The sequence below is a fragment of the Actinomadura opuntiae genome (assembly GCF_030283205.1).
Taxonomy (GTDB): domain Bacteria; phylum Actinomycetota; class Actinomycetes; order Streptosporangiales; family Streptosporangiaceae; genus Spirillospora.
The window spans coordinates 91,321-113,656 of record NZ_JASNWF010000014.1; the positions used below are offsets into that span (position 1 = coordinate 91,321).

The 22,336-nt window shown below is 72.8% G+C and carries 22 protein-coding genes; 13 read left to right on the plus strand and 9 right to left on the minus strand.

The window, feature by feature from the left end; all coding sequences use genetic code 11:
• The first annotated feature begins 26 nt into the window (after window positions 1–26).
• Window positions 27–755 carry an RDD family protein gene (locus tag QP089_RS28630; protein WP_285915581.1) on the plus strand — a complete coding sequence of 243 codons (729 nt, stop codon included), beginning with the start codon at window positions 27–29 and terminating at the stop codon, window positions 753–755.
• Between the two features lie 82 nt (window positions 756–837).
• Here QP089_RS28630 and QP089_RS28635 read toward each other — a convergent pair whose 3' ends face one another.
• Window positions 838–1,593, minus strand: coding sequence for an Rv1486c family protein (locus tag QP089_RS28635; protein WP_285915582.1), 756 nt, complete (start codon window positions 1,591–1,593; stop codon window positions 838–840).
• 215 nt (window positions 1,594–1,808) lie between these two features.
• On the opposite strand from QP089_RS28635, the gene QP089_RS28640 reads away from it, so the two are divergent.
• Together QP089_RS28640 and QP089_RS28645 are read left to right on the plus strand one after the other, a co-directional pair.
• Window positions 1,809–2,597 carry an ABC transporter ATP-binding protein gene (locus QP089_RS28640; RefSeq protein ID WP_285915585.1) on the plus strand — a complete coding sequence of 263 codons (789 nt, stop codon included), beginning with the start codon at window positions 1,809–1,811 and terminating at the stop codon, window positions 2,595–2,597.
• 133 nt (window positions 2,598–2,730) lie between these two features.
• Complete coding sequence (locus tag QP089_RS28645) at window positions 2,731–3,504, plus strand: sulfite exporter TauE/SafE family protein (RefSeq protein ID WP_285915586.1); 774 nt, start codon at window positions 2,731–2,733, stop codon at window positions 3,502–3,504.
• A gap of 155 nt (window positions 3,505–3,659) precedes the next feature.
• Here QP089_RS28645 and QP089_RS28650 read toward each other — a convergent pair whose 3' ends face one another.
• From QP089_RS28650 to QP089_RS28660, 3 genes are all read right to left on the minus strand, one after another.
• Entirely contained in the window at window positions 3,660–3,908 is a 249-nt protein-coding gene (locus QP089_RS28650; protein WP_285915587.1) for a DUF8836 family protein, read from the minus strand.
• A gap of 90 nt (window positions 3,909–3,998) precedes the next feature.
• A complete protein-coding gene (locus QP089_RS28655) occupies window positions 3,999–4,916 on the minus strand; it encodes a Rieske (2Fe-2S) protein (protein WP_285915588.1) in 918 nt (305 codons plus the stop codon).
• A gap of 276 nt (window positions 4,917–5,192) precedes the next feature.
• On the minus strand, window positions 5,193–7,421 hold the full coding sequence (locus tag QP089_RS28660) for a molybdopterin-dependent oxidoreductase (protein ID WP_285915589.1): 2,229 nt from the start codon (window positions 7,419–7,421) through the stop codon (window positions 5,193–5,195).
• Between the two features lie 118 nt (window positions 7,422–7,539).
• On the opposite strand from QP089_RS28660, the gene QP089_RS28665 reads away from it, so the two are divergent.
• The 6 genes from QP089_RS28665 to QP089_RS28690 all read left to right on the plus strand — a co-directional run bounded on the left by QP089_RS28665 (window position 7,540) and on the right by QP089_RS28690 (window position 13,411).
• Window positions 7,540–7,995 carry an NfeD family protein gene (locus tag QP089_RS28665; protein ID WP_285915591.1) on the plus strand — a complete coding sequence of 152 codons (456 nt, stop codon included), beginning with the start codon at window positions 7,540–7,542 and terminating at the stop codon, window positions 7,993–7,995.
• Entirely contained in the window at window positions 7,992–9,014 is a 1,023-nt protein-coding gene (locus QP089_RS28670; RefSeq protein ID WP_285915593.1) for an SPFH domain-containing protein, read from the plus strand. The genes QP089_RS28665 and QP089_RS28670 overlap by 4 nt, the downstream gene beginning before the upstream one ends.
• 108 nt (window positions 9,015–9,122) lie before the next feature.
• On the plus strand, window positions 9,123–10,199 hold the full coding sequence (locus QP089_RS28675) for a CapA family protein (RefSeq protein WP_285915594.1): 1,077 nt from the start codon (window positions 9,123–9,125) through the stop codon (window positions 10,197–10,199).
• 37 nt (window positions 10,200–10,236) lie between these two features.
• On the plus strand, window positions 10,237–10,995 hold the full coding sequence (locus QP089_RS28680) for a MerR family transcriptional regulator (protein WP_285915596.1): 759 nt from the start codon (window positions 10,237–10,239) through the stop codon (window positions 10,993–10,995).
• The gene (locus QP089_RS28685) at window positions 10,992–11,552 is read left to right on the plus strand and encodes a GyrI-like domain-containing protein (protein ID WP_285915598.1); all 561 of its coding nucleotides are present in this window, start codon (window positions 10,992–10,994) and stop codon (window positions 11,550–11,552) included. The genes QP089_RS28680 and QP089_RS28685 overlap by 4 nt, the downstream gene beginning before the upstream one ends.
• Before the next feature lie 71 nt (window positions 11,553–11,623).
• Window positions 11,624–13,411, plus strand: coding sequence for an SDR family oxidoreductase (locus QP089_RS28690; RefSeq protein ID WP_285915600.1), 1,788 nt, complete (start codon window positions 11,624–11,626; stop codon window positions 13,409–13,411).
• 19 nt (window positions 13,412–13,430) lie between these two features.
• On the opposite strand, the gene QP089_RS28695 is transcribed toward QP089_RS28690, so the two are convergent.
• The 5 genes from QP089_RS28695 to QP089_RS28715 all read right to left on the minus strand — a co-directional run bounded on the left by QP089_RS28695 (window position 13,431) and on the right by QP089_RS28715 (window position 17,942).
• Window positions 13,431–13,676 carry a hypothetical protein gene (locus QP089_RS28695; RefSeq protein ID WP_285915602.1) on the minus strand — a complete coding sequence of 82 codons (246 nt, stop codon included), beginning with the start codon at window positions 13,674–13,676 and terminating at the stop codon, window positions 13,431–13,433.
• A gap of 95 nt (window positions 13,677–13,771) precedes the next feature.
• Window positions 13,772–14,782, minus strand: a complete 1,011-nt coding sequence (locus tag QP089_RS28700; protein WP_285915605.1) for an AraC family transcriptional regulator — start codon at window positions 14,780–14,782, stop codon at window positions 13,772–13,774.
• Complete coding sequence (locus tag QP089_RS28705) at window positions 14,779–15,876, minus strand: LLM class flavin-dependent oxidoreductase (protein WP_285915607.1); 1,098 nt, start codon at window positions 15,874–15,876, stop codon at window positions 14,779–14,781. The genes QP089_RS28700 and QP089_RS28705 overlap by 4 nt, the downstream gene beginning before the upstream one ends.
• A gap of 90 nt (window positions 15,877–15,966) precedes the next feature.
• Entirely contained in the window at window positions 15,967–16,290 is a 324-nt protein-coding gene (locus tag QP089_RS28710; protein WP_285915610.1) for a hypothetical protein, read from the minus strand.
• Between the two features lie 239 nt (window positions 16,291–16,529).
• Window positions 16,530–17,942: an MFS transporter gene (locus QP089_RS28715; RefSeq protein ID WP_285915611.1), complete on the minus strand. Its 1,413-nt coding sequence runs from the start codon at window positions 17,940–17,942 to the stop codon at window positions 16,530–16,532.
• Between the two features lie 71 nt (window positions 17,943–18,013).
• Here QP089_RS28715 and QP089_RS28720 point away from each other — a divergent pair, with 71 nt between their 5' ends.
• The 4 genes from QP089_RS28720 to QP089_RS28735 all read left to right on the plus strand — a co-directional run bounded on the left by QP089_RS28720 (window position 18,014) and on the right by QP089_RS28735 (window position 22,065).
• The gene (locus QP089_RS28720; RefSeq protein ID WP_285915613.1) at window positions 18,014–19,000 is read left to right on the plus strand and encodes a GlxA family transcriptional regulator; all 987 of its coding nucleotides are present in this window, start codon (window positions 18,014–18,016) and stop codon (window positions 18,998–19,000) included.
• A gap of 261 nt (window positions 19,001–19,261) precedes the next feature.
• The gene (locus QP089_RS28725; RefSeq protein ID WP_285915614.1) at window positions 19,262–19,651 is read left to right on the plus strand and encodes an MmcQ/YjbR family DNA-binding protein; all 390 of its coding nucleotides are present in this window, start codon (window positions 19,262–19,264) and stop codon (window positions 19,649–19,651) included.
• A complete protein-coding gene (locus QP089_RS28730; protein ID WP_285915615.1) occupies window positions 19,648–20,403 on the plus strand; it encodes an endonuclease/exonuclease/phosphatase family protein in 756 nt (251 codons plus the stop codon). The genes QP089_RS28725 and QP089_RS28730 overlap by 4 nt, the downstream gene beginning before the upstream one ends.
• 387 nt (window positions 20,404–20,790) lie before the next feature.
• Window positions 20,791–22,065, plus strand: coding sequence for an HNH endonuclease signature motif containing protein (locus QP089_RS28735; RefSeq protein WP_285915617.1), 1,275 nt, complete (start codon window positions 20,791–20,793; stop codon window positions 22,063–22,065).
• Window positions 22,066–22,336 lie beyond the last annotated feature (271 nt).

Here is a 22,336-nt window from a genome sequence, read left to right on the forward strand (position 1 = left end):
ACAGGGTCAATCAATAAGGAGCAAGTGTGGGTAACCCCTACGACCCGTACGGTCAGCAGCCGGGCTACGGGCAACAGCAGCCCGGGTACGGGCAGCAGCAGCCTGGCTACGGCCAGCCCCCCGCCCAGCCGGGCTACGGCCAGCCCCAGCCCGGGTACGGCCAGCCGCCGGCGCAGCCGAACTACGGCCAGCCGTCGGCCCAGCCGAACTACGGCCAGCCCGCCGCGCAGCCCGGGTACGGCCAGCCGCCCGCGGCGCAGCCGGCCTACGGCGGCCCGCCGGCCCCCGCGCAGCCGGGCTACCAGGAGGTGCACCACCACCACTACGGCTCGACCGGGCAGCTGGCCCAGTGGGGCCCGCGCGCCGGCGGCTTCATCATCGACTACCTGATCGCCGTGGTCCCGTTCTTCGTGCTCTGGCTGCTGGGCAACCTGCTGGCGAGCGCGGGCAGCGGCGCCGCCGTCCTCGGCGTGCTGTTCATGGTGATCGGCATCGGCATCTGGATCGGCGCCTTCCTGTGGATCTGCTACCAGGAGGGCACCACCGGCCAGTCCATCGGCAAGCGCCAGATGGGCATCCGGCTGGTCAGCGCGCAGACCGGCCAGCCGATCGGCTTCGGCATGGCCTTCGTCCGCAAGCTGGCGCACATCCTCGACGGCGCGGTGTGCTACCTCGGCTACCTGTGGCCGCTGTGGGACGAGCGCAAGCAGACCTTCGCCGACAAGGTCGTCGGCACCCTCGTGGTCCGCAGCTGAACGAGCGCGACCCGGGCAGGCATTGAGCGGGGCGTCCCTCCGGGGGCGTCCCGCTTCCCTTTTGGCACGTTCTCAGCGCCGTCTAGGGGACGGGGTCGAACGCGCTGTTGCACGCGGCGACCAGGGCCCGCCGCACGGCCCGGTCCAGCAGCCGCAGCGCCTCGCCGCGGCGGCGCATCTGGTCGGCGGTGAGGCCGCGCTCGTCCATCCGCCGCGCCAGGTCCACGACCATGGACAGCCGCGTCGCGAGCGCCGCCACCCGGTGCGCGCGCGGCGGGTAGCCGGGGGCCAGCGGATGGCCGCCGCGCTCCGGGTCGCGCAGGTCGACCAGCGCGTCGGCGATCTCCGGCGGCACGCCGGACACGTCGTCCACGGTCAGCAGCGCCTCGGTCGCGTCCCGCATCGCCAGCGTCAGCTGCCGGTCGGCGTCGGCGAGGCCCGGCACGTCCGGCGGGTTCGCGGACGCGTCGTGCGTCGTCCAGCGCACCCCCACGTAGGACGAGCCGCGCCGGTCCTCCTCGGGGACCAGCCCGATCGCCCGGTCGCCGAGCAGCGCGACGACCGCCGCGCCGGCGTCGATCGCGGTCCGGTTGAACCCGGCGGGACCGGTCAGCCCGAGCGGGTCGCCCGGCTCGGGCAGCGCCAGCCGCAGCGCGGTCAGCCCGCCGACCCGCAGGTCGCCGAGCCCGCGGCGCAGCGTCACCTCGGCGGGCTCGCCGCCGAGGATCTGCGGGCCGGCCGCCCTCTCGACCGCGTCCACCGCCTCGTCCAGGCCGACGCTCCCGGTCAGCCACGCATTGCCCCACGCGACCAGCGCGGTCGCCACGTCCTTGCTCATCCCGTCCAACACTCCCCAATGGGCATGCGATCCACCATAAGCGCTCGGATCGCCTGTGCCATCGGCCCCGCGGGACGTTCCCTGCTACCCCCGGCGGCCGGGGCGGGGAGCCGGGGGGCGGGGGAGGGCCGGCATCGCATAGGTTCTTTCCTGGAGAACGGACCGGTCCGGACCGGGACCGGTGGGATCACCGGGATTGGGGACGAAGGCGCGCGATGGCCGGCGAGGTACTTCAGCTCCGCGGAGTCGGGGTCAGGCGCGGGGGCTCGGCCCTGCTGCGCGATGTCACGTGGACGGTGAACGAGGGCGAGCGGTGGGTGGTCGTCGGCCCCAACGGGGCGGGCAAGACCACGCTGCTGCAGGTCGCCGCCGCGATGATGCACCCCACCGAGGGCTCGGTGGAGATCCTGGAGGAGGAGCTCGGCCGCACCGACGTGTTCGAGCTGCGCCCGCGCATCGGGCTGGCGAGCACCGCGCTCGCCGAGAAGGTGCCGGCCGGCGAGAAGGTCATCGACCTGGTGCTGACCGCGTCGTACGCGATCCTCGGCCGCTGGCAGGAGGAGTACGACTCCACCGACGTCAGCCGCGCCGTCGCGCTGCTGGACGCGCTCGGCTGCGCCGAGCTGATGAGCCGGACGTTCACCACGCTGTCGGAGGGCGAGCGCAAGCGGGTGCAGATCGCCCGCGCGCTGATGCCCGACCCGGAGCTGCTGCTGCTGGACGAGCCCGCCGCGGGCCTCGACCTCGGCGGCCGCGAGGACCTGGTCGCCCGGCTCGGCGCGCTCGCCGACGACCCGACGGCGCCGACGATGGTCCTGGTGACCCATCACGTCGAGGAGGTCCCGGACGGGTTCACGCACGCGCTGCTGCTGCGCAGGGGCGAGCTCGTCGCGCAGGGCAAGGTCGACGAGGTGTTCACTCCCGAGCATCTGACGGCCTGCTTCGGGCTGCCGCTGTCGATCGAGCGGCAGAACGGCCGCTGGTACGCGCGCGCCGTCCGCTGACCCGGGCCGTCCCCCGGCCCGGCCTTTCCGGATCAACCGCCACGGAACCGCCACCCCCATTAGCGTCCTGAGCTGCGCTGTCCCTACCATCATGAGCGCCGTTGCGAATCTCTAGCTCTGGGATGGGGCGCTCTTGAACCTGCTGGACGCGGCCGCGGTGTTCGCGGCCGGGGTCGCCGCCGGAGGCATCAACACGGTCGTGGGCTCGGGTTCCCTGATCACGTTCCCGACGCTGGTGGCGCTCGGGTACGTGCCCGTGGTGGCGAACGTGTCCAACAACATCGGCCTCGTCCCCGGCGGGGTGACCGGCGCCTACGGGTACCGCGCCGAGCTGCGGGGGCAGCGCTCCCGGCTGCTGCGGCTCGGCAGCGCGTCGCTGATCGGCGCGGTGATCGGGGCGCTGCTGCTGCTCGGGCTGCCCGCGTCGGCGTTCAAGTTCATCGTCCCGATCCTGATCGTGATCGCGCTGGTGCTGGTCGTGGTCCAGCCGCGGCTGCAGAAATGGATCCGCGAGCGCCGCGAGGACGGCGGCGGCCATGCGCACGGCGGCCCGTGGCTGTGGATCGGCGTGCTGCTTGCGGGGATGTACGGCGGCTACTTCGGCGCCGCGCAGGGCATCATCCTCATCGCGCTGCTCGGCATCATGCTGGACGACGACCTGCAGCGGCTGAACGCGAGCAAGAACGTGCTGTCGGCGATCGTCAACGGCACGGCGGCGATCCTGTTCATCCTCACCTGGCTGTTCTCCGACACCGGCATCGACTGGTGGGCGGTGCTGCTGATCGCGGCCGGATCCACGGTCGGCGGGTTCCTCGGCGCGAAAGTGGGACGCCGCATCCCGCCGCTCGTCCTGCGCGGCGTCATCGTGGTCGTCGGCGTCGTCGCGATCGTGAACTTGCTGCGTTAGCCCAGGGGGCGCCCCCCTGGAACCCCCGTCACGACCGAGAGCCTGTTTCGCCACTCCGCTGGCGCTCCGTGGCGAAACAGGCTCTCGGTCGGCGGGCAGGCCCGCTGCGCTCGCTGCGCTCGCTCCGCGTGCCTGCCCGTGGCGGTGGCTGAGGTTCAGGGGGGTGGGGCGGGGGTGTCGGGGTGGGCGTCGGCGTTGGGGTACTCGACCAGGGCCAGGACGCGGCTGGCCATGAACCGGGCCGTGCGGACCGGGGTGCCGGTGCGGGTGACCTCGCTGACCTCCACCACGCCGCGCCGGGTCGCGACCTCCACCCGGCGGCCCGCCCGGGCGGCCACCACCTCGTAGGTCCGGGTTCCCTCGCCGCCGGCGTCGATCACGATCTCGACCCTGTCGCCCTTCATCGGCGCGACCCTCCGATCGTCGAACGTATATTCGACTTATACCCCGAACGGGGCCCCGCGAACCGCCGCGAAACGGGCGGAAAGCGCTGGTCAGCCCAGCGGGCGGACCTGGACGACGCCGTCGGTGACGCGGGTCTCGAAGAAGGGCTGGCGGGCGGTGGCGGGGCCGTGCACGACCGAGCCGTCGCGGACCCGGAACGTGCTGCCGTGCCACGGGCAGACGACGCAGGTGTCGGCGTTGTCGTCGGTGACGATGCGGCCCTGGTGCAGCGGCCCGGCGAGGTGGCTGCAGCGGTCGGCGAGCACGTTGATCTCGTCGCCCTCGCGCAGCACGAACAGGCTGATGTAGCCGAGGCGGCGGTGCACCGGCCAGCCGTCGGGGAGCTCGTCGGCGGCGCACAGGTCGTGCCAGCCGGTGGTGACGAGGTGGGAGGTCTGGTCGGCGTGGCTGGCGCCGGCGGCCTGCCGGAACGCCAGGTGGCCGCCGAGGTAGGTGCCGCCGAGCAGGACGGTGAGCCCGGCGAACCCGAAGGCCTTCCCTGCGCCGTCGCGTCCCTGGTAGCGGGCGGCGAGGGACGCCGAGTACAGCATGCTCGCGGTGGCGGTCGCGGACGCGTGCACCAGCCCGACGCGCTGCTGCTCGCGGTGCAGGGCCGACCAGTCGGCGATGCCGGTGAGGACGGTCGGGACGGCCCCGGCGAGCCCGGCGGCGACGAGCGTCTGCGACGCGCGCGCCGTTCCCGGCATGAGGTCGAGGATCGCCGACGACATCCAGCAGCCGATCGGGACGTCGGTGAGCGGTGTGTGCGCGGGGTGCCCGAACGGGACGCCGTGCAGGGTGTCCTTCAGCGGACCGGGGCGGAGGGTTCGGCGCACGGCGTTCGAGAGCACCCGGATGGTGCGGTCGAGTCCGCGCGCGTGCTCCAGGGTCTCCGTCGCGTCCGCCAGCCGCTGCGACGCCTGCGCCCGTGCTCCGCGCCGGAAGATGTTGCTCGACCGCCGGTTCATGTCCCTCCCTCGGGTGCGTGCAGCCGGACCGCGCGAGGCGGCGCCCGGACCCATCGGTTCCGTCCGGCCGCCCGGTTAGAGACGGCCGTAATGGGACGCTCGGTTGCGAGGTTAGTCGATCCCCCATAGGACGTTCGAGGCGGCCCGAGCCGCCCGCGGCGAGGGATACCTACCTGGACATGCCGGGGCTAAACACATCGTTCACGGGCGTGCACGCGCAGCGAGCGCAGCGTGCGGAACGAGCGGAGCGGCCGACGAACAGGCTGGGGAGCCCGCTCAGGTCCGTAGCGGGGTCAGGGTTACGGGGACGCCGTTGAAGACGGCGTTGCCGGAGAGCGGGTCGATCTCCTGCTCGTCGGTGACGGCGTTGACGTTCACGCCGGCGTGCTCGCGCGCGACGGCCGTGCGGGTGCCGGGGCGGTCGTGGCCCCAGCCGTGCGGGAGGCTGACGACGCCGGCCATGACGGTGTCGGTGGGTTCGGCGACGGCCTCGAGCGAGCCGGTGCGGGAGTCGACGCGGACGGTGTCGCCGGCGGCGACGCCGAGCCGCGCGGCGTCGGCGGCGTTGAGCTGGAGCGTGCAGGTGTTGGAGCCGCGCACCAGTTCGGGGACGTTGTGCAGCCAGCTGTTGTTGGAGCGCAGGTGCCGCCGCCCGATCAGCACGAACTCCGGCGGACGGTCCTCGCGCAGCGCGGTGTGGAGGCGGGCGACGTCGGCGGCGCAGGTGGGCGGGCACAGCTCGACGCGTCCGGACGTCGTGCACAGCACCTCGTCGAGGCGGGGCTTGAGGGCGCCGAGGTCGAGGCCGTGCGGGTGCTCGGTGCGCAGCCGGGTCAGGGTCAGCCCGGCGGGGTCGGCGCCGAAGCCGTCGCCGTAGGGGCCGAGCCGCAGCATCATGTCGAGCCGCTGCTCGGTGAGGGTGCCGGCCTCGTCGAGCATCTTGCGCAGCTCGCCCGGTTCGCGGCCGTGCACCGGGGAGGCGGGCATCCCGGTGGCCTTCCGCAGCGTCGTCGAGATGATCATCTCGTCGAGCGCGGCAGGGTCGCCGCCGGTGCCGGACGCGGCGAGCGCGATCCGGGCGAGGATGTCGGACTCGCTCGGCCGCCCGTCCGGCAGCGGGACGAGCGGCGGCGAGTAGCGGGCGTAGTCGCGGACGGCCAGGCCGGTCAGCGCGATGTCGTAGTGCGGCGTCTGCACCGGGCGCGGCGGCGGCAGGACCACGTGCGCGTGCCGGGTCGTCTCGTTCAGGTACGGGTCGACGCTCACCATGAAGTCGAGGCCGGCGAGCGCGCGGTCGAGCCGGGCGGCGTTCGGCGCGGACAGCGCCGGGTTCCCGCCGATGGTGATCAGCGCGCGGATCCGGCCCTCGCCGGGCGTCTCGATCTCGTCGGCCAGGGTCGCGACCGGGAACTCGCCGTTGACCTCGGGCAGGTCCCGGACGCGGCTGCGCCACCGCCCGGTCGTGAACGGCTTCTTGCGCCGGTACACGGGGGCGTGCGCGGGACGCGGGAACATGGCGCCGCCGGGACGGTCCAGGTTGCCGGTCAGCACGTTGAGGACGTCCACGAGCCAGCTGTTGAGGGTTCCGAAAGCCTGCGTGCACGTGCCGATGCGCCCGTAGACGGCGGCGCGCTCGGCGGCGGCCAGCTCGCGCGCGGTCCGGCGGATCGTCGCGGCGGGCACGCCCGTGACGGCGGCGACGCGCTCGGGTGCGAAGTCGACGGCGAGGGCGCGCAGGTCGTCCAGGCCGTTCACCCGGTCGTCGAGCCGCACGGCCGCGAGGTCCTCGGCGAACAGGGTGTGGACGAGCGCCATCAGCAGGAACGCGTCGGTGCCGGGACGGATGAACAGGTGCTCGTCGGCGAGCGCCGCGGTCCGGGTGCGGCGCGGGTCGACCACGACGACCTTCCCGCCGCGCTCGCGGATCGCCTTCAGCCGTCCGGGGAAGTCGGGGGCGGAGGCGAGGCTGCCGTTGGACTCCAGCGGGTTGGCGCCCAGCATCAGCAGGTGTCCGGTGCGGTCGAGGTCCGGCACCGGGATGGCGAGCGGGTCGCCGAACATGTGCCCGCAGCTCACGTGCTTCGGCATCTGGTCGGCGGTGCTGGCGGAGTAGAGGTTGCGGGTGCCGAGCGCCTTCACGATCGCCGAGGCGTACAGCGGTCCCGCCACCGAATGCGCCGTCGGGTTGCCGATGTAGACGGCGACGGCGTCCCGACCGTACCGCTCGATGACGCGGGCCAGCTCCCGCCGGACGGTCTCGAACGCCTCGTCCCACCCGGCGGTCCGGTGGGCCTCGCCGTCGCGGACCAGCGGCTCGGCCAGCCGGTCCGGGTCGCCGTCGAGGACGCCGAGCGTCGCGCCCTTCGGGCACAGGAACCCCTTGCTGAACGGGTCGTCCTTGTCGCCGCGTACGCGCGTCACCGCGCCGGCGTCGTCGAGGGTCAGCTCGAGCCCGCAGAGGGCCTCGCAGAGGGGACAGGTGCGGAAGGCCGTGCGGTCGCCCATGTAGACGCTCCTCCTGTGGGACCGAACTCCATTCTGTCCTTTTCCGGGCGGGGGCGCCATTTCCCGCCTTTGGCGTTACTTTGTTGTAGAGGACTTCCGGCAGCCACAGGGAGCTGCTATGGACGCGTGGGCCGTCTGGTTGCTGATCGCGGCGCTCCTCGGGATCGCCGAGCTGCTGACGCTCACGTTCGCGCTGGGCCTGCTCGCGGTCGCGGCACTCGCCGCCGGCCTCACCGGCGCGGCCGGCCTCCCCCTCGCCGGGCAGCTCGCCGTCTTCGCCGCCGGCTCCGTCGCCGGGATCGCGGTCGTCCGCCCCATCGCGCACCGCCACATCCGGCAGCCGCCCCCGCTGCGCACCGGCACCGCCGCGCTCGTCGGACGGGAGGCGCTGACGCTCACCGAGGTGTCCCGGGCCGGCGGCCGCGCCCGGATCGGCGGCGAGGAGTGGTCGGCCCGCCCCTACGACCCCGACCTCGTCATCCCCGCGGGCGCCGCCGCCGACGTCCTCGCCATCGAAGGGGCCACGGCCCTGCTGTACCCGGTCCCGGGCGGGCCGGGCGAGGAGTCACCATGACCGACATCGCCATCGCCGTCCTCATCGTCATCGTCGCCGGGCTGGCCGTGGTCGCCACCGCGGTGATGCGCTCGGTCTGGATCGTGCCGCAGGCCCGGGCCCGCAACGTCGAACGGCTCGGCCGCTACCACCGCACCCTCGAACCCGGCATCAGCTTCGTGCTCCCGTTCGTCGACCGCGTGAAGTCGCTGATCGACCTGCGCGAGCAGGTGGTCTCGTTCAAGGCGCAGCCCGTCATCACCGAGGACAACGTCGTCGTCCACATCGACACCGTGCTGTTCTTCCAGGTCACCGACCCGCGCGCCGCCGACTACGAGATCGTCAACTACATCAAGGCGATCGAGCAGCTCACCGCCACGACGCTGCGCAACGTCATCGGCACCCTCGACCTGGAGGCCACCCTCACCTCCCGCGACCGCATCAACACCGCGCTGCGCGGCGTGCTGGACGACGCGTCCGGCAAGTGGGGCATCCGCGTGACCCGCGTGGAGATCAAGGCGATCGAGCCGCCCGCGTCCATCAAGGACGCGATGGAGAAGCAGATGCGCGCCGAGCGCGAGAAGCGCGCCGCGATCCTCACCGCCGAGGGCGCCCGCGCGTCCAAGATCCTCACCGCGGAGGGCGACAAGCAGTCCACGATCCTGCGGGCCGAGGGCGCCCAGCAGGCGGCCGTGCTGGAGGCCGACGGGCAGGCCAGGGCGATCGAACGCGTCTTCTCCTCCATCCACGCCGCCGACCCGGACCCGAAGCTCCTCGCCTACCAGTACCTCCAGACCCTGCCGAAACTCGCCGAGGGGCAGGGCAGCACGTTCTGGGTCATCCCCAGCGAGGTCACGACGGCCCTCCAGGCGATCACCGAGGCCTTCGGCGGCACCCCGGACAAGCCCCGGCCGAAGCCGTCCGCGACGGACGACCCGGAACCGTCCCGGGAGATCCCCGCCGGCGACCCGATCCCGTCCTACGAGCTGGCCCCCGGCAAGCCCAACGGCCAGGAGACCCCCGCCGACGCCACTCCCTGAACGCCCGCACCCGGCCCGGGGCGCACGGGCCGGATGTGGTCGAGGGTGGCCATGGGGGACTTGTCATGATCGTGGCATGCTTGGCCGGATCGGACTCGGAGGTCTCCCATGCGCGTTTCAGCCGTGGCCGCCATGGGTGCGCTGGTCGCCGTCGCCGCGTCCGCGTGCGGCGGCTCGGACGGCGCCAAGGCGGAGGGGACGACCCCGCGGGCCACGGCCTCGGCGGCGAAGCCGAAGCCGGCCCCGCCGAAGGCCGCGGAGCCGATCGTGCTCGCCTTCGGCGGCGACACGCACTTCGAGGGCCAGCTGCGGTCGCGGCTGGGGAACCCGTCGACCGCGCTCGGCCCGGTCGCGTCCACGCTGCGCGGCGCCGACCTCGCCATGGTGAACCTGGAGACGGCCATCACGACGGGCGGCACCCCGGCGCCCGGCAAGGAGTTCACCTTCCGCGCGCCGCCGTCCGCGCTCACCGCGCTGCGCCGCGCCGGCGTCGACGTGGCGTCGATGGCGAACAACCACGGCATGGACTACATGCAGGAGGGCCTGCGCGACTCGCTCGCCGCGATCAAGCGCAGCGGCTTCCCCATCGTCGGCATCGGCCGCGACGCGGACCAGGCGTACCGGGCGTACCGGACGACCGTGAAGGGCAACCGGATCGCGATCGTCGGCGCGACGCAGGTGCTGGACGACAACCTCGCCACCGCGTGGACGGCGACCGGCGCCCAGGGCGGGCTCGCGTCGGCGAAGGACGTCCCGCGGATGGTCCAGGCGGTGAAGGACGCGCGGAAGGGCTCCGACCTCGTCATCGTGCACCTGCACTGGGGGCAGGAGCTGAAGTCGTGCCCGCTGCCGCGCCAGCAGGAGCTCGCCAAGGCGCTCGTCGCCGCGGGCGCGGACATCATCGTCGGCGGGCACGCGCACGTCCCGCTCGGCGGCGGCTATCTGAACGGCAAGTACGTCCACTACGGCATGGGCAACTTCGTGTTCTCGTCGGCGCACGGCCAGACGGCGAAGTCCGGGGTGCTGCTGCTGAGGGTGGAGGGCCGCAAGGTCACCAAGTCCAAGTGGAAGCCGGCGGAGATCGTCGGCGGCCTCCCGATCCCGATGAAGGGCGCCGCGGCGGCGGCCGAGGTCGAGCGGTGGAACGGCCTGCGGGAGTGCGCCGGGCTGAGCGCGCGCCCCTAGTGGACTCTCCCACCGTGGGAGACGCCAGTCTGGGGACGTGAGCAACGATCTCCTGCCCATCGGGCGGTTCGCGCGGCTGTGCCGGCTGAGCGTCAAGCAGCTGCGCCACTACGACGACCTGGGCCTTCTCGCTCCGGCGTGGGTCGATCCCTCGTCGGGCTACCGGTACTACCGGCCCGACCAGGCGCGGGACGCGCTGACGATCGGGATGCTGCGGGACCTGGACGTCCCGCTGGCGGCCGTCGCGCGCGTCCTCGCGGGTACCGGCGCGGACGCGCTGCGCGAGGCGCGGGACCGGCTGGAGGCGGACGTGGCCCGGCGCCGCCGCGCGCTGCGGCTGCTGGACCGGGTGCTGGCCGACGGGCTGCCGGAGACGGCGGTGTCGGTCGTCGAGGAACCGGCCCGGCGGGTGCGGACCGTGAGCGAGCCGTCGACCCCGACCACGATCGCCGCGGCCACCGGCGCCTGCGTCGCCCGCCTCCTCGCGACCTTCGAGGGGGAGCCGAAGCTGACCGGCCTGTTCCCGCTCGACATGCCCGACGAGTTCGAGGTGCGGGTCGCGATCGAGACGGCGTCGGGCCCGGACGTGCTGCCCGGCGGCCCGTTCGCGCAGGCGCTGCACGTCGGCCCGTACGAGGAGATCCCGCTCACCGTCCACGGCGTGCTGGCCTGGTTCGGCGACCACGGGCACGCGCCCGGCGGGCCGGTCCGCGAGGTCTACCTGAACGACCCGGGCGGCACGCCGCCCGAGCACCTGGAGACCCGGGTGCTGATCCGAGTGGAGGATGCCCGATGACCTGGTACGAGGCGGCGGAGAAGCCGGAGATCGCGGAGTTCGGACCGGTGTCCGGGCTGGCCGTCACCGGACGCGGCGAACCCGGCGGCGCGGCGTACGGCGCGAGCGTCGGCGCGCTGTACGCGGTGATGGGCGCGCTCGGCGCGCCGATGGTCCCGCTGGAGGGCCGCTGGTGGGTGGAGGACGAGCGGTCCCCGTTCGAGGTGCCGCGCGACGAGTGGTGGTGGCATTTGTTCCTGCGGCTCCCCGACGGCGCCGACGGCATTGGGGCGGACGGCGTCGGGGCGGACGGGGTCGGGGCGGCCGTCGAGCAGGTCAGGCCCGGGGTGCCGGCGGCGGCGCGGGTCCAGCACGTCACGTTCACCGAGGGGCGGTGCGTGCAGATGCTGCACCGCGGCCCGTACTCCGACGAGCCCGCGAGCCTCGCCGAGATGGCCGCCCTGATGGCCGCCGAGGGGCTCGCGGTGAACGGCCTGCACCACGAGATCTACCTCTCCGACCCGAACGAGCCGGACCAGGCGAAGGCGCGGACGATCCTCCGCCAGCCCGTTCGCTGAACGGGCCTGGACAGCATCCCTCATCGGCGTAGTTTCTCGGGCAAACCCCCGACGAGCGGTAGGGAGCGCCGATGCGGGACCAGCGGGTGAGGTCGGGCGAGATCGAACTGGCGGTACGGGAGCGCGGCGAGGGGAACCGGCCCACGGTCGTCCTCGTGCACGGCTACCCCGACACCGGCGCGATGTGGGACGACGTCGCCGAGCGCCTCGCCGCCCGGTTCCGCGTGATCACCTACGACGTGCGCGGCGCGGGCGGCTCGTCCGCGCCGCGCGACCCGCTCGACTACGGCCTCGACGCGCTGATGGGCGACCTGGAGGCGGTGCTCGACGGCGTCGGCGCGGACGAGCCCGTCCACCTCGTCGGCCACGACTGGGGGTCGGTGCAGGGCTGGGAGGCCGTCATCGGCGACCGGCTGCGGCGCCGGTTCGCCTCGTTCACCTCGATCTCCGGGCCGGACCGCCGGCACCTCGCCCGCTGGGTCCGCACGGCGATGCGGTCCGGGCCGCGCGGGGTGCGGGAGGTGCTGGGGCAGGTGCGGCGCAGCGTCTACATGCCGGTGCTGATGGCGCCGCGCGCGGGCGAGCTGGCGGCGCGGCTGCTCCCGGCCGGGTTCGCCCGCGACCTGCGGCTGCGCGAGGGCGCCGAGCCGCGTCCCGGTCATCCGGCCGCCACGCTGGCGCGGGACGCCCGCAACGGGCTCGGGCTGTACCGCGCGAACATGGGCCGCCGCGGCGCACCGCCGCCGGAGGGCGACGGGCGCACCGACGTGCCCGTGCAGCTGATCGTCCCGATCAAGGACCGGTACGGGTCGCAGCCGCTGCTGCTGTCGCCGCGCGGCATCGTCCCGAACCTGTACGTGCGCCGCGCGCCAGCCGGGCACTGGGTGGCGCGCAGCAATCCGGACCTGGTCGCCCGCTGGATCACCGAGTTCGTGGAGCACGTCGAGGGCGGCCCCGAGACGCCCGGCCTCGCGCACGCGCGTGCCGCCGCCGACCCCGCCAAGGAGTTCGGCGGCGACCTCGTCGTCATCACCGGCGCGGGCAGCGGGATCGGCCGCGCGACCGCCCGCGCGTTCGCCGACGCCGGCGCGCGCGTCGTCGTCGCCGACATCGACGAGGGCGGCGCCAAGCGGACCGTCGACGAGATCGGCGCGACGGGCGGCGAGGCCCACGTCTACCGCGTCGACGTCGCCGACCCGGAGGCGATGGAGCAGTTCGCGCACTACGTCAAGGACACCTGGGGCGTCCCGGACATCGTCGTCAACAACGCCGGCATCGCCCTCGCGGGCTCGCTGCTGGAGACCCCGGAGGAGGACTGGGAGCGCATCCGCTCCATCAACATCGACGGCATGTACCGCGGGGCCCGGCTGTTCGGGCGGCAGATGGTGGAGCGCGGGGAGGGCGGCCACATCGTCTTCCTGTCGTCGCTGGCGGCGTTCACCCCGAGCCCGGAGCTGCCCGCCTACGGCGCGACGAAGGCGGCGGTGCTCCAGCTCGCCGAGTGCTTCCGGCTCGACATGGAGCGCTACGGCATCGGCGTCACCGCCGTCTGCCCCGGCGCGGTCGACACCCCGATCACCCGCCAGACCCGCTTCGTCGGCATGGCCCCGGCCGTGGACGCCGAGCTGCGCGAGAAGATGGCGCGCGCGATCGAGCGGCGCGGGTACCCGGCGGAGAAGGTCGCGCGGGCGATCCTGCGGGCCGTCCGGCAGGACGCCGCCGTCGTCCCCGTCGCCGTCGAGGCCCGCGTCGCCCGGACGATCGCCCGCGTCTCCCCCGGCGCGAACCGGGCCCTCGCCCGGCTCGGCCGCCGCGCCGGCGACCGCATCCTCACCGACGTCCGGCAGCGGCTCGGCTGACCGCCCGCCCGCGCGCCTCCTAGCCGGGGAAGCGGCGCTTCTTGGCGGTGTCGATCCAGCAGAGCAGCCCGAACGCGACGAGGATCGCCAGCACGGACACGATCCACCAGGCCGGGCTCGGCAGCCGCAGCGGGAACACCAGGAAGCGTTTCGGGCCGTCCGGCTGCCAGCCGAACAGCTTCCCGGCGAACGGCACGACGCCCACGTACACCCCGAGCATGAACACGAACGAGGACAGGCCGTCGTAGGACTTCGGGTCGTTCATGCCCACCGAGCCTGCCGGGCGCCGGACGCCGCCGATACCGACCTTGGTCGATCCCGCGGCGTCCGGACGTCGGCGCCCGCCCGTTCGACCTGCGGTCAGGGCGGCGGAGCGGAGCGCTTGAGGGTCTCGGTCGGGGTCTCGCCGAAACGCTGCCGGTAGTGCGCCGCGAACCGGCTCATGTGCAGGTAGCCCGCCGCCGTCGCGACACCGGAGACCGTCGCGCCGCCCGGCGCGGCGCCGCGGAGGGCGGCGCGGGCGTGGTCGAGCCGCACCCCGCGCAGCAGCTGCGTCGGCGTGATCCCCCACTGGTCGCGGCAGATCGCCTGGAGCTGCCGGATCCCGATCCCGGCCGCCGCGGCGATGTCGGACGCGCCGATCGGCCGATGGTGGTGCGTCTCCACCCACTCCCGGATGAAACCGGCGAGATGGTGCGGGACGCGCCGCGGCGGCTCCGCCAGCTCGGGCATGGCCGTGTGCGGCAGCCCGAGCAGGATCGCGGTCAGCAGCGACTCCTCCAGGCTGCGCGCCGCCAGCGGATGCAGCCCCTCGGACGCGGTGTCGTCCAGCACCGCGCAGACGTGCCGCCACGTCCGCTCGACGATCGACGCGGGCGCGATGGCCGGGGCGTCCACGCTGTGGAAGCGCAGCGGCGGCTCGTACGCGCGGCCGAGGAACCCGCCGAGGTGGTCGGCGAGCCGGCCGGTGCTCGTCGCGATCACCAGGCAGCCGTGCCGCGGGTCCGGGGTCAGCCGCATCGGCTCGTCGTGCGACACCACGAGGCTGCCGCCCGCGGTGTCGCGGCTGCGGGACGCCCGGTACTCCACGCCCATCGGCGCGATCGGCGCGCACAGCGCGAACGCGCCCTCGGTCGGCGGCGTGTCGACGATGACGCCGGCGCCGCCGTAGCGGACCCAGACGAGCTTGACCGCGCCGACGCCCAGCGCGTTGACCAGGCCGTCCAGCGGACGCCCGGGGGCGCGCGCCTGGAGGTCGTGGCCGACCGCGAACGGCTCGACCGTCGCGTGCAGCACGTCGATGTCGGAGCTGGCGACGCGCTGGAACGGCGACAGCGGCGGCTTCTCCTCCTGGGGGGCCGCGGCGGTCATGGCGAGCCGCCCGATCCCGAGGCCGCCGGCAGGACGCCGCGGGCCCGCAGCCTCGGCATCACCTCGTCGGCGAAGTAGCCCAGCTCGCCGGCGTAGTCGAGGAACGACAGCGCGATCCCGTCGAAGCCGGCGCGGGCGAATCCGGCGAGGCCGTCCGCGACGTCGTCGGGGTCGCCGACCAGCGGGCAGCTGCCGTGCCCGGCGGCGAACCGGTCCCGGTAGATCCGCAGCATCTCGGGCGTGAACGACTGCGCGTGCAGGCCCTGCAGGCGCATCACCTCGTCCACGGCCGGCCAGTCGGCGTGCTCATCGGCGTAGTAGTGCAACTGCTCCTCCGCTTCGGCGCGGGTGGGGCGGCAGACGACGTGCCCCAGCGTGAAGACGCCGACCGTCCGGCCGTGGGACGCGGCCTCCGCGCGGATGGCGGCGACGATCTCCGCCCCGTCCTCCGGACCGGCGACGACCGTGAACGCGCGGTCGGCGTTGCGGGCGGCGAACGACCGGCCCTGCCGGGACGACCCCGCGTTGATCACCGGCAGGCTGTGCCCGTTGTACGGCTTCGGCGATCCGACGACCCGCCTGAGGTGGAAGTACCGCCCGTCGTGGTCGAACGGCTCGGTGCTCGACCAGATGCGTTTGACGATGTCCCACCATTCCTGCGCGTAGGCGTACCGGGTGTCGTGGTCGTCGGGGAGCGCGAGGCCGAACATCGCGTACTCGGGCGCGTGCCAGCCCGCGACGATGTTCAGCCCGACGCGTCCCCGGCCGAGGTGGTCGGCGGTCGCGAGCTGCTTGGCGGCGACGACCGGGTGGTGGAACGCCGTGTGGACGGTCGTGAAGACGCGGACGCGCGCGGTGTTCGCGAGCAGGCCGGACGCCCACACCAGCGGGTCGAGGACGCTCTGGTGGAAGCCGGTGTCCGGGCCCCAGTCCGTCCAGCGGGCGACGGGGAGCAGGAAGTCGATTCCGGCCTCGTCGGCGAGGCGCGCGAGGCGCAGATTGTTGTCCCAGGTCGCGCGCCATCTTTCCGGAACCGTGGTTATCGCCAGTCCCGATTCGGTGTTGGGGGAGAACAGGCCGAGCTGGAATCCCATCCGAATTCACCTTCGTCCGGCATCGTCCGCTTGCATCCGACTTTGCCCAGTATCGGAAGGGCGTCGGGTGCGGGCAATGGCCGGCGGCGTTCATATCGGGATGACGCCGAGCGCGAGCCGGGCGAAAGGTCCGGACTGTCCGTTCTCTGTGGCGCGCCGGCCCTCCGCCGTCGCGTAGACGACGATCTGCGCCGACGTGTCGGGCCCGCCGGTGCAGCGGTGGGCCAGGGTCTGGACCACGTCGGTGAGGTGGGTGCCGCAGGAGTCGCCGGCGGGGGAGGCGGCGTCGCGGGTGGGCGCCGGCGCGCCGCCGCCGGTCTCCAGGCGGACCTGGAAGCAGGACGGGCGGCCGCATCCGGGCGCCGAGCAGACGTGCTGGTCGCCGAGCGGGGAGCGGGCGGGATCGCTGGGCATCGAAAGGCCTTCCGGCGCGGTCGCGAGCGGGTGATGGCGGGTCCCAGGGCACGCATGTCGCGTTCTTCCGGAAATTCGGTGCTCTTCGGCGGGGGTCGGTGGATCTTCTGTCTTCCTCGGGTGAAGAAGCGCGAGAACGTGCGGCATCAACTATGCCCGAGCCCGGTCATCCTTCGCAACGCTAACCGGATAGTCAGCCGCGCTTTCCGGCTAGTGACACCGGGCTGTTTATGGCATTTCTACCTATTGTTGTGTTCCGTCCGGAAATGGCGGGAGACCAGGGCGGACAGCAGCGCCGCGCCGACCATGAACAGCCAGCCGTGCCGGAAGGCCGCCACCGGCGGCCGCACCCCGTCCCCCAGCAGCACCGTCAGCACCGCGATGCCGAGCGCCGAGCTGATCTGCCGCGCCATCATCAGCACCGCCGACCCCAGCGACAGCCGGTCCGCGGGCAGCGCCGCCGCGGACCCGAACAGCGGCGGCTGCAGCAGCGCCGTGCTCACCCCGACCAGCACCGCGCCGGGCACGAACATCGTCAGGTACTCCGGGCCGCCGGACGCGAACGCCGCCCACCAGCCGCAGCCGGCCGCCAGCGCCAGCCCGCCCAGCACCGCCGACGCGCGCCCGCCGATCCGTCCGACGATCCGTCCGGAGAACGGCGACATCACCACGCACGACAGCGGGATCGGCGCGATGCCCAGACCCGCCCGCACCACCGAGTAGTGCCACACCCCGGTGAAGAACAGCGACCCCGCCACCAGCGTCGCCGCGAACACCAGGTAGTAGAGGAAGACGCCGGAGACCGCCACCGCGAACGTCCGGTGCCGGAACAGGTCGAGGCCGATCACCGGGTTCGGGTGCCGCCACATGTGCGCCACCGCCAGCGCCCCGAGCACGACCGCCGCCACCGCGCACGCGGCCGTCCGGACCGACTCGTAACCCCAGGTCGAACCCTCGACGAGCAGCGCGGTCACCGCCGTCGCCGCGTTCAGCACCAGCGCCGACCCCAGCAGGTCGAGCCGCTGCCGCGCCTTCGGCGGCGTGTCCGGCAGCAGCCGCCTTCCCGCGACCATCGCCGCCGCCGTCACCGGCACGTTGATCAGGAAGATCCACCGCCAGCCCGCCATCAGCAGCAGCCCGCCGAGCACCGGTCCGCAGCCGCCGCCGAGCGCCGCCACCGCCGTCCAGATCCCCATCACCGTGGGGTGCTCGCGCCTGGGGAACGCTGGCAGCGCGAGCCCGAGCGACGTCGGGACCAGCACCGCGCCCGCCGCCGCCTGGACGACCCGCGCCGCGACCAGCACCGGCAGCGTCGGCGCCCCCGCGCACCCGACCGACGCCAGGCCGAACAGCGCCATACCCGCGAGAAAGCTCTTCTTGCGGCTGGTGTCGTCCGCGAGCCGCCCCGCGGGGACGAGCAGCGCCGCAAGGACGATCGTGTACGCGTTCAGCACCCACGACACCTGCGGCAACGGCGCGCCGTCGAACGAGCGCCGCAGCGCCGGGAACGCCACGCTCACCGCGAACAGGTCGAGGATCGCCAGGAACTGGGCCGTCGACGCGACGGCCAGCACCAGCCAGCGCCGCGCGTCCACTGCTTGGGCAGGCGCTTCGGGGACGGCTTCCGGCTCGGATCGTGTTCGTGCACTCATGCCGTCAATGATCGAAACCGGCGGCGCCCGCCACGAGTGGCAGGATTGACACTGTTCGATAGATTACTGACATGACGCGGATGCTGGCGATCCTGGTCGTCCCCGGCGCACCGATCTTCGAGGTCGCCATCCCCTGCCAGCTGTTCGGCTCGCCGCCGCCCTCCCCCACCGGCCCCTGGTACGACGTCCGGCTCTGCTCGCAGGGAGAGTCCCCGCTGCGCGGCTCGTCCGGGCAGGACGACCTGCCCGGCGCCTTCCAGCTCGTCGCGCCGCACGGGCTGGACGTCCTCGACACGGCCGACACCGTGGTCATCCCGGCCACGGGCAACGTGTTGGCCGACCCGTCGCCGCAGGTCATCGAGGCCGTCCGCGCCGCCCACGCGCGGGGCGCCCGCATCGTCTCGCTCTGCTCCGGCGCGTTCGTCCTCGCCGCCGCCGGCCTCCTCGACGGGCGCCGCACCGCCCTGCACTGGAAGCACGCGCCCGTCCTGCGCGAGCGGTTCCCGGCCGTCGAGGACGACACGTCCGTCCTCTACATCGACGACGGCGACCTGCTCACCGGCGCCGGCAACAGCGCCGGGATCGACCTCTGCCTGCACATCATCCGCCAGGACCTCGGCGCGGACGTCGCCAACGCCGTCGCCCGCCAGATGGTCGTCCCGCCGCACCGCACCGGCGGCCAGGCCCAGTACGTCGAGACGCCGCTCCCCCCGTCCGGCCGCGCCGACGGCCTCGCGCCCGTCCTGGAATGGGCGCTGACGCAGCTCGACCGCCCCGTCACCACCGCCGAACTCGCCGCCCGGGCCGGTCTGACCAGCCGCACCCTGATCCGCCGCTTCCACGCCGAAACGGGCACGACGCCCCTGCGCTGGCTCCTCGCCCAGCGCGTCATCCGGGCGCGGGAACTGCTGGAGGAGACCGACCTGTCCGTCGACCTCGTCGCCGAGAAATGCGGCCTCGGCACCGCACCCAACCTCCGCACCCATTTCGCCCGCGAACTCGGCGTCACCCCCAGCGAATACCGCCGAACCCACCGCCGCGTGACCACCGTCCAATAACGGTCGCGGCCGGTGCCCATAAGCACCCGCAAGACGCTCGCGATAGCGGCTGATGCGAGCCGTCGAGATCGATATCAGCCGTCCCGACCGAATCAGACTCCCGCGCGACCAGCACGCCGCACAGGGCATCAAACACCTCCCCGGCCGCAACCGGCAGCCAACTCCCGGGCAGGGCCGAGACGGACCAGGCCGCCCTGCCCGGATCGTGCTCGTCCCCCTGACAACAGTGAACGTCGAGCCTGACGGCATATCGTGGTCACCATGGCCACGTGGGACGACGTGCGGCGCATCGCCCTCGCACTGCCCGAGACCGAGGAGACGCACAAGGGCCTCGGCCCGAAATGGACCGTCAGGGGCAAGCTCTTCGCGCTGGAACGCCCGCTCCGCAAATCCGACCTCGAGGCCCTCGGTGACACCGCACCGGACGGCCCGATCCTCGGCGCGCGCGTCCCCGACATCGGCGCCAAAGAGGCGCTCCTCGCCGACGCCCCGGACGTCTACTTCACCACCCCGCACTTCGACGGCTACCCGATGATCCTCGTCCGCCTGGACGAGATCCAGCGGGACGAGCTCGAAGAACTCCTGGTCGAGGCATGGCTCGTCCAGGCCCCGAAACGCCTGGCCGCCCAGTACCTCGCCGAGCGTCCATGAAATTCGCCCTGCTGACGTTCAACACGCTCTTCCGAGGCGATTCCCGCGCCCGTACCAAGGCCCTCGGCCGGATCCTGGAGGAGTCGCCGTACGACGTGGTCTGCCTTCAGGAAGTGATATCGCCGCTGAACCTGATGGCGCTCCGCCGCACCGCGCGGTCATATCCGCACATCGCGCACGGTCCGCTCGTTCCGCTGGTCCACGGCGGCCTGGTGACGCTCTCCCGTCATCCCATCACCCGCCGCTACTTCCGCCCGTACACCTTCGCCGGGCCGCGCCGCCCCGAACACCTCATGCGCAAGGGCGTCCTGCTGACGCGCGTGCGGCTCGGGGACGAGCACGTGACGATCGCCAACACCCACCTGTCGGCCAACAAGACCGACGACTGGTCACGGACCAATCCTTACGCGCAGGCAGAGGCGAGCGAACTCGCCGAACTCACCGGCTTGCTGGCGCACCCGACCCTGACCGACCCGCTGGTCGTCGCCGGCGACTTCAACGTTCCTCGGAACTCGCCGATCCTCCGCGAGTTCATCGAGGCGGCCAGGCTCCGGGATGTGCTGGACAATGACCCAGCGACCACCTATCGACCCAGCGCCGAACTCCCCGGCCCGAAGCCAATAGACCAGATCCTCGCCAGCCCGCCCCTTCGAGCGACCACCAGTCTCGTCTTCAAGGAAAAGGTCGCCCTTCCGGATGGGCGCCTCATGTACCTTTCAGATCATTACGGGATAGCGGCCACCTTTGCGTGACCAGGGTGCGATGGAGGTTGGGCTTGTGAGGGATTCGAGCATGGGTTAAAAGGGCGGTGGGGGCGGCGCTGCGTACGGGGCCGCCCCTCCAAAGTCAAGGGCGCCTTCGGCGTCGCTTCGCGATGGACTTCGTCCACCCTTGACTTTGGAGCCTCTGCGGCCCCTGAGGCAGCGCCTAAGGGCAGGCTCCGCCTGCCCCGCCTGGTCGCGCCGCCCCCACCGCCCGCCCACGTCCGCGTGTTCGACAAATCAACCCAAAGGGACAATTCACCGATCGCCTCAAGGGCGGGAAGGTGGGAGCGCGTCTACCTATATCTCGCCGCTGATCAACAGAAGGAAGTCCCCTTTCGATGTGCAATTGTCGGTCACCTAGGGTACACTTTAGGTATGCAGTCAGTGACGGTCGACCTTGAGGGCGCGTCCACCATGGAATTGGTGAACGCGCTCTCGACGATCGCCACTGAACTCGCCCAGCGAGAGGCCCCTGAATCGGCGGCCGCGTGCCTGGAACTCACCGAGGATCTGGTGGCCGCCTGCGATATGCAGGAAAGCGCACTGGCTGGATTCATCGGCCGAGTCGACGCCACCGGAGAGCAGCAGAGGTGGGGATTTCCCTCCACGCGGGCGTGGCTGCGGTCCCGCCTGGGGATGCGGGAGAACCGCGCCAAGGAACGCCTCGTGTTGGCCCGGCAACGGCACCGCCTACCGCAGGTGACCGAGCAACTGGCGGCCGGGGAGCTGTCCTACGGATACGCCACCACCATCAGCGACTCGGTCGCGCGGCTGGACGACGATGAATGCGCCGAGGCCGAACGGACCCTGCTGGGTTTCGTCGACCAGGGGTTCTCGCCGGGCAAGGTCGGAGTGTTCGGCCGCCGCATCCGCGACGTCATCGCCGAGAACAACGGCACCGACCGCGAACCCGAGGACGCCAAGCGCGGCTACGCCAAGTCCTGGATCACCAGCACCGGCTCCCTGGACGGCGGCCGCTACATCAAGGGGTGGCTGAACGCCGAGGACGCCGCGATCTGGGACGGCACACTCGCTCCGCTGGCCAAGCCGGCCGGGCCTGAGGACCACCGCGACGTCGCCGAACGAACAGCAGCGGCGCTGTCGAGTGTGCTGTCCGGTGGACACAAGGCCACCAAGGTCACCGCCATCTGCGACCTGGAGACCCTCACCGGCGGCAACGCCCCGGGTCACCTCATCGACGGCACGCCGATCCCGGCTGAGCAGGTGCGCCGCATCGCCCTTGCGGCCGGAGTCTCCCCGCTGATCCTGGGACGCGGGCACAACCCGCTGTACCTGGGATACCGGGAACGGTTCGCCACCCCGGCCCAACGCCGGGTCCTGGAAACCCTCTACCCCACCTGCGCGGTGCGGGAGTGCGAGATCCCCGGGACGCTGTGCGAGGTCGACCACGTCCACGGCTGGGCCCTCGGGAACTCGCCCACCGACATCGATCAGCTCACGCTCACCTGCGGGTGGCACAACCGCTTCAAACACACCAGCCCGAAGCAGATCGGGATCAGCAAAGATCCGGACGGGCGATACATCTACCGCCTACTCCCACCATCCGACGCCAGGTCAAGAACCCGAACCGGGAATGGGCCGCCGGGCACACTCGGCCCACCAGATCCCGCCATCACCTGGGCCGCATAACGGCCCCACCCGCACATGACCGGTTCGCCCGAATCCACATGGGATCTCGGGCGAACCGGCATGCCCACATCACTCGCGGCCCTCCCCGATCCACCGACACCCGCGGTGGCCAGTCCAGCTCGGACATCCCCGCCCCAGCCTCGCCAGCGCCCTCCCTGCACCGCAGTACGCGAGGGCGCCGACATCCCCAGCGCTGCAGTCCGGGATGCTGCCTGCCCTCAATGACGAGCCAAGGCACACATGCTCTCCTCCCATGGCTGCCCCACCGACC